Annotated in this window: 9 protein-coding genes; 7 read left to right on the forward strand and 2 right to left on the reverse strand. The window is 66.8% G+C overall.

What is annotated here, in order from left to right; translation table 11 throughout:
- The first annotated feature begins 50 nt into the window (after positions 1-50).
- From AC07YR_RS22400 to AC07YR_RS22420, 5 genes are all read left to right on the forward strand, one after another.
- Positions 51-755 (forward strand): FHA domain-containing protein, encoded by a 705-nt coding sequence (locus AC07YR_RS22400; RefSeq protein ID WP_436057129.1) that lies wholly within the window; start codon positions 51-53, stop codon positions 753-755.
- Complete coding sequence (locus AC07YR_RS22405) at positions 752-5,233, forward strand: type VII secretion EssC family protein (RefSeq protein WP_494735308.1); 4,482 nt, start codon at positions 752-754, stop codon at positions 5,231-5,233. Before AC07YR_RS22400 ends, AC07YR_RS22405 begins: the two co-directional genes overlap by 4 nt.
- A 177-nt stretch (positions 5,234-5,410) precedes the next feature.
- Entirely contained in the window at positions 5,411-5,674 is a 264-nt protein-coding gene (locus tag AC07YR_RS22410; RefSeq protein WP_055798718.1) for a hypothetical protein, read from the forward strand.
- Between the two features lie 112 nt (positions 5,675-5,786).
- Positions 5,787-8,096 (forward strand): NAD-dependent DNA ligase LigA, encoded by a 2,310-nt coding sequence (gene ligA, locus AC07YR_RS22415; RefSeq protein ID WP_494735309.1) that lies wholly within the window; start codon positions 5,787-5,789, stop codon positions 8,094-8,096.
- A complete protein-coding gene (locus AC07YR_RS22420) occupies positions 8,093-8,905 on the forward strand; it encodes an inositol monophosphatase family protein (RefSeq protein ID WP_436057132.1) in 813 nt (270 codons plus the stop codon). Before ligA ends, AC07YR_RS22420 begins: the two co-directional genes overlap by 4 nt.
- 8 nt (positions 8,906-8,913) lie before the next feature.
- Here the strand turns inward: AC07YR_RS22420 and AC07YR_RS22425 are convergent, their stop codons facing one another.
- A complete protein-coding gene (locus tag AC07YR_RS22425; protein WP_494735310.1) occupies positions 8,914-10,269 on the reverse strand; it encodes an LLM class flavin-dependent oxidoreductase in 1,356 nt (451 codons plus the stop codon).
- Positions 10,270-10,544: 275 nt separating this feature from the next.
- Here AC07YR_RS22425 and AC07YR_RS22430 point away from each other — a divergent pair, with 275 nt between their 5' ends.
- The gene (locus AC07YR_RS22430; RefSeq protein ID WP_055798703.1) at positions 10,545-11,048 is read left to right on the forward strand and encodes a GNAT family N-acetyltransferase; all 504 of its coding nucleotides are present in this window, start codon (positions 10,545-10,547) and stop codon (positions 11,046-11,048) included.
- Between the two features lie 47 nt (positions 11,049-11,095).
- A complete protein-coding gene (locus AC07YR_RS22435) occupies positions 11,096-11,479 on the forward strand; it encodes a RidA family protein (protein WP_494735311.1) in 384 nt (127 codons plus the stop codon).
- Between the two features lie 71 nt (positions 11,480-11,550).
- Here the strand turns inward: AC07YR_RS22435 and AC07YR_RS22440 are convergent, their stop codons facing one another.
- Positions 11,551-12,213 (reverse strand): response regulator, encoded by a 663-nt coding sequence (locus AC07YR_RS22440; RefSeq protein WP_055798696.1) that lies wholly within the window; start codon positions 12,211-12,213, stop codon positions 11,551-11,553.
- Positions 12,214-12,289: the final 76 nt, after the last annotated feature.

Below are 12,289 nucleotides of genomic sequence, written 5' to 3' on the forward strand. Positions count from 1 at the left end.
TACAACAATTGCCCTTTGAGTAAGCATTGCCCTTTGAGGAGGCACGGAAAATGGGGGATCTAGCAGTAGATTTCTGTGGCGAATGGTATGAGCCGTCGGACGAGGACGTCTTCAGCATCGGACGCGAGGGCGACCTGGAAGTCGACGATAACCCGTACCTGCACCGGCGGTTCCTCCAGATCGCCCGCTACGACGGCATCTGGTGGCTCAGCAATGTGGGAAGCATGCTCTCGGCGACGGTGGCGGACGGCAGCGGCGGGATGCAGGCCTGGCTCTCACCCGGCGCCCGGATTCCGCTCGTCTTCAGCCACACCAACGTGATTTTCACCGCCGGTCCCACGACGTACGAGTTTGCCGTCCACCTCAAGACGCCCTCTTTCCGGCAGGAGGCCCCCGAAGACGAGAGCGGCGGGGATACGACCATCGGACCGGTCGTCTTCACCGATTCCCAAAGGGCGCTGATAGTTGCCCTGGCCGAGCCCATGCTGCGGCGGGACGGCACGGGGTTCAGTGCCATCCCGTCGTCGGCTGCCGCCGCCAAGACCCTGGGCTGGGCGCTGACCCGGTTCAACAGAAAGCTGGACAACGTGTGCGACAAACTGGACCGCGTCGGCGTGGCCGGTCTCCGCGGCGGCGGCGGCAAGCTGGCCACCAACCGGCGTGCGCGGCTGGTTGAACACGCCGTGACGTCGCACCTTGTGACCGCTGAAGACCTGTACCTGATCGAAAAAATGAGGGGGGTCGACGAAGCGTGAAGATCCGACTGACGCTGCGCCGGGACCCGGCCGATGCCAAAGACCTCGCCGTAACCGTGGACGGCCTGGCAACTGTGGCGGACATCGCCACCCAGCTGTGGGCCGCCGATCCCGAACGCCGGGGCACCCGGCCGCCGGAGAACCTGTCGCTCTGCATCGACGAGGCCTTCGTGGCCGGCGGGATGCGCGGCAACATACTCAACCGCGCAGACAACCTGCTGGAATCGGGGCTCCGGCCCGGGTCCATTGTTTCGCTGACCCAGGTCAGCGAGCAGTTTGCGGCGCCGGGCGGCAACCGCGGCCCCGCCGCGGCGACGCTCCGGGTGGTGTCCGGGCCCGACGTCGGGCAGGAATTTTCGCTGCCCACCGGCACCAGTTACATCGGCCGGGACCGGGACGTCGACATCCGGCTCTCGGACCCCATGACCTCCAAGCGGCATGCCCGCATCACGGTGGGGGAGACCGTGGAAATCGTGGACACGAATTCCGCCAACGGCCTGATCATGGACGGGCTGCCGGTCACCCGGGCCACGCTGAACTCCTCGGACACGGTGACCCTGGGCGACACGACCGTCTCCGTGGTGGGCCTCGGCCACCACGGTGGTGCGCCGACGTCGCCCTTGGTGGATTTCAACCGCTCGCCCCGGGTGGTGCCGCGCTTCGCCCCGCCCAAGCGGGTGCTGCCGGCCGGACCCAAGCGCCAGGAGCACCACCCGTTCCCGTACATCATGCTGATCGCCCCGCTCATGATGGGCGCCATCCTGTTCGCCGTCACGGGCAACATCTTGTCGGTGCTCTTCATGATGATGATGCCGTTGTTCATCATCGGCCACTACGTGGACCAAAAGATGCAAAGCAAGCGGGAACGCAAGGAGCAGCTCAAACAGTTCCGCGAAGCCATGGCGGCGTTCCGCAAGGACATCACCGAGCTGCAGCACATCGAACGGTCCGTGCGCCTCCAGGAAGCCCCCTCCGTCAGCGACACCGTGGATTCCATCTACAAGCTCGGACCACTGCTCTGGACGCACCGGCCCGAGCACAACGGGTTCCTCGGCCTGCGCTTCGGGCTGGGCACCGCGCCGTCGCGCATTTCATTCGATGAGCCCTCCAACAATGAGACCGAAGCCGAGTACATGCAGGAGATCCAGGCCTGCCTTAAACAGTTCCGGGACATTGAAGGCGTTCCCATCGTGTCCCAGCTCCGCTCCGCCGGCGCCTTCGGGCTCGCAGGTTCACGCGGCTTGGTGGACGACGTTGCCCGCGGCATGGTCCTGCAGACTGTGGGGCTGCATTCACCCGCCGAAGTGGTGGTCACGGCCATCACGTCGGCCAAATCGCGGGAACGCTGGAACTGGCTTCAGTGGCTGCCTCACGTAGGCTCCGGGCACAGCCCGCTCAGCGGTGACCACCTCGCGGCCGGCCCCGCCGGCGGCTCCTCGCTGCTGGCACGGCTCGAGGACCTCATCGAGCAACGCGAAGCAGGCGCCCAGTCGCCGCGTCCCGTGCCGCGGCCCGGCATCAACGGCGAGGACGGCGACATCCCCGGACCCGTGCTGCCCTCCGTGCTGGTCATCGTCGAAGACGACGCTCCCGTTGACCGCGGGCGGCTGACCCGGCTGGTGGAACGCGGACCGGATTCGGGCGTACACGTCATGTGGGTGGCCACCAGCGTCCAGTCCCTCCCGGCCGCGTGCCGCGACTTCATGGTGGTGGACGGCGACCATGGAACCACCACCGGCCAGGTCCGGCTTGGCCGGCACACCTACCCGGTGAGCTGCGAAAGCCTCGACGCCGAACTCGCCTCCCAGCTGGCCCGGATGCTGTCCCCGGTGATCGACGTGGGCAAACCCGTGGACGACGACTCCGACCTTCCCCGCGCGGTGTCCTATGTGAGCCTGATCGGCAAGGACTTCATGGACAACCCCCAGGCGGTGGCGGACCGCTGGAAAGAGAACAACTCGGTCCACGCCACCGCCGTCGCAAACCGCAAGGACAACGGCACGCTCCGGGCCCTGGTGGGGTCCAAAGGTATTGAACCGCTGTACCTGGACCTGAAGAACGAGGGTCCGCACGCCCTGGTGGGCGGCACCACCGGCGCCGGCAAGTCCGAATTCCTGCAGTCCTGGGTGATGGGCATGGCCGCCGCCTACAGCCCGGACCGCGTCAGTTTCCTGTTCGTGGACTACAAGGGCGGTGCCGCCTTCGCCGACTGCCTGCATTTGCCCCACACCGTGGGCCTGGTGACGGACCTCTCGCAGCACCTGGTGCGCCGCGCACTGACGTCCCTGCGGGCGGAGCTCCACTACCGGGAGCACCTGCTCAACCGGAAGAAGGCCAAGGACCTGCTGGGCCTCCAGCGCGAGGCGGATCCCGAAGCCCCGCCCTACCTCATCATCATCGTGGACGAATTTGCGGCCCTGGCCACCGAAGTCCCGGAGTTCGTGGACGGCGTGGTGGATGTTGCCGCCCGCGGCCGGTCCCTTGGCCTGCACCTGATCCTTGCCACCCAGCGGCCCGCCGGCGTGATCAAGGAAAGCCTGCGCGCCAACACCAACCTGCGGGTTGCCCTGCGCATGGCCGACGAGGACGACGCCACGGACATCCTCGGGGTACCCACCGCGGCCTACTTCGACCCTTCCATCCCGGGCCGCGGCGCCGCCAAGACCGGTCCCGGCCGGATCCAGGGTTTCCAGACCGGCTACGCCGGCGGCTGGACCACGGAGAAACCGCAGACCCCGCAGATCGACATTGTGGAAATGGCTTTCGGTTCGGGACCCGCCTGGGCCGCGCCGGCGCCCGAGAAACCGGTGCGGGAGGAGCCTGCCGGGCCCAACGACATCGCCCGCATGACGGCAAACATCATCAAGGCAGCGGAGGTCCTGTCCATCGCGCCGCCACGGAAACCGTGGCTCAACGAGCTGGCCAAGACCTACGATTTCTCCAAGCTCCCCAACCCCAGGACGGACGAGCGCCTCCTGCTGGGCGTGGCTGACGACCCCGCCCACCAGGACCAGCCCACCGTGTTCTACGAGCCTGACAAAGACGGCAACATGGCCATCTACGGAACGGGCGGTTCGGGCAAGTCAGCAGCCCTGCGGGGCATCGCCATCGCCGCTGCGGTCACACCGCGCGGAGGCCCGGTCCACGTCTACGGCATCGACTGCGGTTCCTCGGGACTGAACATGCTCGACGGACTCCCGCATGTCGGCGAGATCATCAACGGAGACGACGTCGAACGCGTGGGCAGGCTGCTGCGATGGCTGCGCGACGTGGCCGATGACCGCGCCGCCCGCTACGCCGACGTCCGGGCTTCCACGATCGTGGAATACCGAAAACTGGCCAACGATCCGGACGAGAAACGGATCTTCATCCTGGTGGACGGCATGTCCAGCTTCCGCGAGGCCTACGAATACAGCCGCCTGTCCGCACTGTGGGACATTTTCCTGCAGCTGGCAACGGATGGCCGGCCGCTGGGCATCCACCTGGTTGTCACCGGTGACCGCCCCAACTCCGTCCCGGCATCGTTGCTGGCTTCCATCCAGCGGCGCCTGGTCCTGCGGCTCTCCTCCGAAGACGACTACATTTCGCTGGACGTGCCCAGGGACGTCCTGAACCAGGCCTCGCCCCCGGGCCGCGGCCTGCTGGGAACGCACGAAGTCCAGCTTGCCGTGCTCGGCGGCGACTCCAACCTGGCGCTCCAGGCCCGCGAAGTCCACAAGCTCAGCGAAGCCATGCTGCGCCAGGGGGTGGCGAAGGCTCCCCAGATCGAACGCCTGCCCGAGCAGGTCGACCTGGACATTCTTCCCGCCGGAAGCCCGGACCTGCCGGTCATCGGCGTGGACGACGAGACCCTCCAGCCGGCCGAAATCATGGCGAAGGGACCACTGCTCGTGGCGGGTCCGCCAGGGGCCGGCCGCACGGTGGCACTGGTCACCATGGCCTATGCGCTGCGCCGGTCCAACCCCGGTACCGAGCTGATCTATATCGGCTCGCGCAGGTCTGCCGTCGCATCGCTGAAGGTCTGGAACCGGACGCTCGTGGGCGCCGACGACGTCGAAGAGGCAATTGACGCACTGGTGGACTACTCCTCGGAGAACCCTGGCCGGCTTGCCATCTTCATCGAGGGCCTGACCGAGTTCACGGACACGGGCGCCGAGTCCGGCATCGAGCAGCTGGTCACCACGTCCATCAAGGCCGACCAGTGGGTGGTGGGCGAGTCTGAGACCTCCACCTGGTCCTCGGCCTGGTCCCTGTCGCAGCCGTTCAAATCCGGCCGGCGCGGACTGCTGATCAACCCGGGCGACATCGAGGGCGACAGCCTGCTGAGCACATCGTTGGGCAAGATCAGTTCCGACTTCGTTCCGGGCCGCGGTTACATCGTGGGCCGCGGCAAAGTCCGCAAGCTGCAGATTGCCCTGCCGCCGGAAAACCGCAGCCAGGCCGATCCGGACCTCAGCCGGGCCGGAGCACTGAGGTGAGAGGCGTGGGGCAGTACGGCACGGGCAGTGCTGTATGGGCAGGGCTGCATGGGGAGCGGTGCCCATCGACGGAGTGTCGGGCCGCGGGATAGTTTCTAGGTAATGGATCTTCCGGATGAGCCGGGGGCCGCTGGGGATGCCGATCGGATCGGGTCCGTTGACTGAAGGAGAAAACTAATGGCTATTTGGGGTGCAGACATTGTTCAGCTCAAGGCGCTCGGAACCAAGCTTCAGGCTGGTTCGTCCGAGATCGAGAAGACCAAGTCGCAGCTGACGAAGGCTCTTAACGGCACGGACTGGAAGGGTCCGGATGCGGAGAAGTTCCGCAGCGAATGGTCCGGTTCGCACGTGACGGCCCTGGCCAAGGTGGCCCAGGCGCTGGAGGAAGCCGGCAAGCAGGCAACCAAGAACGCCGCCCAGCAGGAAGAGGCTTCCCGCTAGGAACGCCCTGCCCTTGTAACGCTGGAAGACAGGCCCCGGACGCAACAATGCGTCCGGGGCCTGTGCGCGCCGGGAGCCAGACAATGTCAGAGATCTAAGGCAGGATAGGTCTGTGAGCACAGGGAACACGGCAGCAGACACGGAAACGCAGGACACTACCGGGGCAGGTACGGGCCAGGAAAAGGTGCCTTCCGGCGCAGTGCGCGAGGAATACGAAAACCTGGTCGAAGAGGTCCGCAAGCACCGCTTCGCGTACTACCAGGAGGACGCGCCCATCATTTCGGACGCTGACTTCGACGAACTCTTCCGGCGCCTCGAAACGCTGGAAGCCATGCACCCGGAGCTGGTGGCCAACGATTCGCCCACCCAGGAAGTGGGCGGCGAAGTATCTGCCGCCTTTACCGCCGTCGAACACCTGCAGCGGATGTACAGCCTGGAGGACGTCTTTTCCCTCGAGGAGCTCGAAGCGTGGATTGCCAAGGCGGAAGCATCCGTGGCCAAACTCGGAAACGGCACGGCCGGACCTGCGTGGCTCACCGAACTCAAGATCGACGGCCTGGCGGTGAACCTGCTCTACCGCGACGGCAAGCTGGTCCGCGCAGCCACGCGGGGGGACGGCTACACCGGCGAGGACATCACGCACAATGTGCTGACCATCAAGGAGATCCCGCAGCAGCTGACCGGCGGGAACTACCCGGCCGAGATGGAGGTTCGTGGCGAGGTGTTCATTCCCTCCAAAGCCTTTGCCGAATTCAACGAGGCCCTGATCGAGGCGGGCAAGGCGCCGCTGGCCAACCCGCGCAACGCCGCCGCCGGCTCGCTCCGGCAAAAGGACCCTGCAGAAACCGCCAAGCGCCCGCTGCGCATGTATGTCCACGGCATCGGCGCCCGCGAGGGGCTGGACACCGTCAGCCAGTCGGACACTTACCGCCAGCTCGCCGAGTGGGGCCTCCCCACCAGCCCGTACTTCGAGGTTCTCGGCAGCCTCAAGGAAGTGCTCGCCTTCATCAAACGCTACGGCGACAAGCGGCACAGCCTCACCCATGAGATCGACGGCATTGTGGTCAAGGTGGACGACTTCGCCACGCAGCGCGCCCTCGGGTACACCTCGAGGGTGCCGCGCTGGGCCGTCGCCTACAAATACCCGCCGGAGGAAGTGCACACCAAGCTCCTGGACATCGCTGTCAACGTGGGCCGCACCGGGCGGGTGACCCCCTTCGGCATCATGGAACCGGTCAAGGTGGCCGGGTCCACCGTGGGAATGGCCACCCTGCACAACCAGGACGTCGTCAAGGCCAAGGGCGTGAAAATCGGCGACATTGTGGTGCTCCGGAAGGCCGGGGACGTCATCCCGGAGATCGTGGGACCGGTGCTTGCGCTCCGGGACCAGCAGGACCCGCCGGTGCGGGATTTTGTCATGCCGACCGAGTGCCCGTCCTGCGGGACACCGCTGGCCCCCGGGAAAGAGGGGGACGTGGACATCCGCTGCCCCAACTCGCGGTCCTGCCCGGCCCAGCTGCGCGAACGCGTCTTCCACGTTGCCAGCCGCGGCGCGTTCGACATCGAGGCGCTGGGCTGGGAAGCCGCGATTGCCCTCACCCAGCCGGCCGAGCCCGAAACGCCGCCGCTGACCAGCGAAGCCAACCTCTTCCGGCTCACGCGCGAAGACCTGGCCGATGTTCGGATCCGCCGCGAGAAGCGGTCCAAGGGCGTGGCCACCGGGGAATTCGAACTCGTCCCGTACTTCTACAGCAAGGGCACGGCTAAGTCGCCGTCCAAGCCCACGGCCACCACGGAAAAACTCTTCAGCGAACTGGAGAAGGCCAAGACCCAGCCGCTGTGGCGCGTCCTCGTGGCGCTGTCCATCCGGCACGTCGGGCCCCGGGCTTCACGGGCGCTTGCCACGGCCTTCGGCTCAATGGATGCCATCCGGCAGGCCTCGGAGGAGGAACTCGCCCACGTCGACGGTGTGGGCCCGGTGATCGCCGCTGCGCTCAAGGAATGGTTCGCCGAGGACTGGCACCGTGAAATTGTGGACAGCTGGGCCGAAGACGGCGTGCGGATGGCGGATGAGCAGGACGAATCCACCCCGCGTACCCTCGAAGGACTTACCATCGTGGTCACCGGAAGCCTTGAAGGCTTCAGCCGGGACGAGGCCAAGGAAGCCATCCTCATCCGGGGCGGCAAGGCCGCTGGATCCGTCTCCAAGAACACCAGCTACGTCGTGGCGGGCGAGAACGCCGGCACAAAACTGGACAAGGCCGAGCAGCTCGGCGTGCCGGTGCTGGATGAGGACGGCTTCCGCGCGCTCCTGGCCAACGGCCCCGCGGACTCGGCGGACGCTGCTGACTCTGCAGGGTCAGCGGAAGCCGCCGGCAACGGTGACGAGCTCGAAGACCATCAGGAGGCGCTGACAGAATGAGTGTCACGCCCGCCGAACTGCTAGAGGTGGCCAAGGCGGCTGCCGCAGCCGGGGCCGCCGTGCTCGCCACCCGTAACGCCGAAGCACTGGACGTCAGCAACAAGGGAGCCTCCGGGGACTGGGTCACGGCCTTCGACGTCGCCGCCGAGAACGCCGTGCGCCAGGTGATCAACGGCGTCCGGCCGCAGGACACAGTCACCGGCGAGGAACACGGCACCCTCAGCCGGCCCGACCCCAGCGGATACCGCTGGTCAATCGACCCGCTGGACGGCACAACCAACTTCATCCGAAACATCGTTTACTACGGCACCTCAGTGGCGGTGGCGGATCCCGACGGCACCTGGCTGGCCGGCGTCGTCAATGCCCCGGCACTGGGCCGCGTCTACTACGCCTCGCGCGGCGGAGGCGCGTGGTTGGAGGAGCAGGGGCAGCGGACCCAGCTCACCGGTCCCGTTCCGGGCCGCGCCGGCCAAATCCTGGCGACCGGATTCAGCTACGATCCTGGCATCCGTGCCGAACAGGCCGAAGCTCTCGGCGGGTTCATGGACGGTTTCGCCGACATGCGCCGGCTGGGCTCGGCTGCCCTGGACCTGTGCCTGGTGGCCGACGGAACCCACGACGCCTTCGGCGAACGCGGGCTCAACGAGCACGACTTTTCAGCCGGTGCGCTCATCGCCGAGGAAGCCGGATGCTGGGTCCGCCGGCCGCGTCTTACGAGTCCCCTCGACGGCGGACCGTCGGACGATGAACGCCTGGCGGCGTGGACGTGTGCCGGGACGCTCGAGCTGTCGGGCAAGTTCCCTCTCTAGGCTGAGGCCTAGGCGTGCACGGCCGCCAGCCCGGCGGCACCGGAGTAACGGTTGAGCGGCCGCTCCAGCCCGTAGTGCCCGCGCAGCGTGTCCGCCGTGTACTCGGTGCGGAACAGGCCGCGCTGCCGCAGGATCGGAACCACGTGGTCCACAAAGGCCTCCAGCCCTGAGGGGAGCACGGCGGGCATGATGTTGAAGCCGTCGGCTGCGCCGTTTTCAAACCAGAGCTGGATGGCATCGGCCACCTGCTCGGGTGTTCCCGAGAACGTACGGTGCCCGCGGCCGCCGCCGAGGCGTCCGATCAGCTGGCGCACCGTGAGCTGTTCGCGGCGGGCAAGCTCCACGATCAGCGTGTAGCGGCTTTTCGCTCCCTGGATGGAATCCTCATCGGGGAGGTCCGCCGGCAGCTGCCGGTCCAGCGACAGGTCCTCCGGGCTGACACCCAGGGTCTTCGCCAGTTCGATCCGTGCATATTCCGGACGGATCAGCTCGTCGAGTTCGCGTTCCAGCTTTTTGGCCTCGGCTTCCGTGCCGGCCAGCACAGGCACGATTCCGGGAAGGATCTTGATACCCTCGGGGTCGCGTCCGGCCGCTGCGGTGCGGGCCTTGAGATCGGCGTAGAAGTCCTGGGCGTCCTCGAGGGTCTGTTGGGCGGTGAACACGGCCTCAGCGTAGAGGGCAGCCAGGCCCTTGCCGTCTTCGGAAGAGCCCGCCTGGACGATCAGCGGGTATCCCTGCGGCGACCTCGGAACGTTGAGCGGCCCGCGCACGCTGAAATGCTTGCCCACGTGGTCGATCGCCCGGACCTTGTCCGGATCGGCCCACACTCCGGCCTCCTTGTCCGCCACAACGGCGTCGGCATCCCAGCTGTCCCACAGCTTGCCGGCGACGTCCAGGAACTCTGCTGCCCGCTCATAACGGGTGGCGTGCGCCGGCTGCTCGTCGACCCCGAAGTTCCGCGCGGCGTCGGGCCCTGCAGTGGTGACGACGTTCCAGCCGGCACGCCCGCCACTGACGAAGTCCACGGAGGCAAAGCGCCTGGCGAGGTTGAACGGATCGTTATAGGTGGTGGACGCCGTGGCAATGAGGCCGATCTTCTCGGTGGCCGCGGCGATGGCGGTCAGCAGCACCGTGGGTTCGAGCTTGCCGGCCGGCCGGCGGCCCACGTGGCCGAAGATCACGGGCGAGTCGGCGAAGAAGATGGAATCGAACGTGCCACGCTCGGCAATCCGGGCGAGGTTGCGGTAGTGGCTGATGTCAGTGCTGGCCCGGGGGTTGCTTTCGGGCAGCCGCCAGGAGGCTTCATGGTGGCCGGTGCTCATGAGGAATGCATTGAGGTGCAGAGTGCGCTGGGTGCGTGCCATGGGAGTGGTCCTGTCTGTCGGGGCGGTGTCGGTTGCCGGCGTCGGTGGTGCCAATCAACCACAGCCCCGCGGCGCCGGGCCAGTGCCGCCGACCACTGGGGCAACGCCCGGAAATACGGGGCAATGCCGGGCAACACTGGGCAATACCCGGACACAGAACGCAACCCCGGGAGGCGACTCGGCACGCCCGGAGCGGTTCAGCGCATAGTGATAGTTGAGTCACGGAAACGGCCTTTTCGGGCGCACGGAGTGGTGCCGGCGACTACCATGGATAAGTGCATTCGCAGATCCTCATTCGCCCCGCCATCCCGGCAGATTTCGACGCCGTGGCCCGCATTACGCGGGACGCCTACCTCGCCGCGGGCTACTTCGCGAGTGCCGACCACCCGTACATGCAGCAGATCCAGGATGTCGCCACACGGGCACGGCAGGCCACCATCTGGGTAGCCGAGCGGGCGGGGCACATCGTCGGTTCGGTGACCCTCGCCGTCGCCGGTGAACCGTTTGCGGACATCGCACTGCCCGACGAACTCGAATTCCGCATGCTGGTAGTGGATCCGTCGGTGCAGCGCAGCGGCGCCGGCAAGGCCATGGTCGAGGCGATCATTGCGCATGCGAAGTCGCTGGACGGAGTCAAGGCCGTGGCCCTGACCACCGGCCGGACCTGGGAAAGCGCCCACGGGCTGTACCGCAAGACAGGCTTCCAGCGCGTTCCCGAGCGCGACTGGTTCGTCTCGGACACCGACATAAAGCTGCTGGTTTACCGGCTCGACGTGTAGCCGCCCTAAAGTGGTGCCGAATCCAGGCACCATCGAAAGGCACACCCATGCGCAAGACATTCGGCTCCGGCTCCTCGTGGGAGCAGACCCTCGGCTATTCCCGGGCCGTGCAGGTGGACAACACCCTGTACATTTCCGCCACTGCGGCGAGCGGGGACAACGGAATCGTGGGCGAGGACTTCTACACCCAGACAAAGTTCATCCTCGAAAAGCTTGGTGCCGTCCTGGCAGAAGCCGGGTTCGCCTACGACGACGTCGTGCAGTCCAAGCTCTACCTGACGGACATCAGCAAGTGGGAAGACGCCGGCCGCGCGCACGGTGAAGTGTTCGGCGAGATCCGCCCGACGCTGTCCCTGGTCCACGTGCTGCCGTTCCTCGACCCCAAAATGCTCGTCGAGATCGAACTCGTGGCCCAGAAGAGCGCCAGCTAGCAGATTCCCAAAAGCGCGAACGGACACTTGAGGCCCGGGCCTCAAGTGTCCGTTCGCGCTGGCTGTGGGGACTATTTCGCCGGAAGGCCGTAGCGGTGTTCCGGGCGGCCGGTGGTTCCGTAGCGCAGCTGGATGTCGACGGCGCCGTCGTCCGCCAGTGAGGACAGGTACCGCTGGGCGGTGGCCCGGGATACCCCGACGCGTCCTGCCACTTCGGCTGCCGAGTACTGCTCCCCGGGTTCCAGCGATTCGAGCACTGCCGCCTCCGTGGCGGAGCGCGGCTTGGCGGACGGGGTGACGTCGCCCGGGATCAGCGAGCGTTTGGCGCGTTCCACCGTGTCCTGGTCCAGCGCACCCGGCTGGGACAGGATCCGCCGGTACCGGGCATAGGAGCGGAGCTGCTGCGACAGGGACTCGGCCGTGAACGGCTTCAGCAGGTAGCCCAGGGCGCCACGGCGGAAGGCCACCCGCAAAGACGCCGCGTCCGACGCCGCACTCAGGATCATTGTGTCCACGTCCAGCTGCCCGAGCAGGTCAAGGCCGGACGCATCCGGCAGGTACACATCCAGCAGCACCAGGTCGGGGCGCAGGCTGTGGATGGCCTGCAGCGCCAGCGACGCCGAACCCGCGGGCGGGAGTGCCATAAAACCCGCCACCGAATCCACATAAGCCGCGTGCAGCTTGGCGACGTGGAAATCGTCATCCACAATCAGCACCCTGAGGTCGTCAGGCATGGTTGTCCTCTCCAATTGTGTTTTCGGTCCCCGCACCGGATGAACCCGCCCGGGGCGAACCCGCCCCGGATGAACC

Source organism: Arthrobacter sp. GW460-12-1-14-TSB2 (assembly GCF_059423525.1).

Coding starts and splice junctions, on each gene's coding strand:
- AC07YR_RS22400 (WP_436057129.1), top strand. CDS start 51: ATGGGGGATCTAGCAGTAGATTTCTGTGGCGAATGGTATGAGCCGTCG.
- AC07YR_RS22410 (WP_055798718.1), top strand. CDS start 5,411: ATGGCTATTTGGGGTGCAGACATTGTTCAGCTCAAGGCGCTCGGAACC.
- AC07YR_RS22420 (WP_436057132.1), top strand. CDS start 8,093: ATGAGTGTCACGCCCGCCGAACTGCTAGAGGTGGCCAAGGCGGCTGCC.
- AC07YR_RS22425 (WP_494735310.1), bottom strand. CDS start 10,269: ATGGCACGCACCCAGCGCACTCTGCACCTCAATGCATTCCTCATGAGC.
- AC07YR_RS22435 (WP_494735311.1), top strand. CDS start 11,096: ATGCGCAAGACATTCGGCTCCGGCTCCTCGTGGGAGCAGACCCTCGGC.
- AC07YR_RS22440 (WP_055798696.1), bottom strand. CDS start 12,213: ATGCCTGACGACCTCAGGGTGCTGATTGTGGATGACGATTTCCACGTC.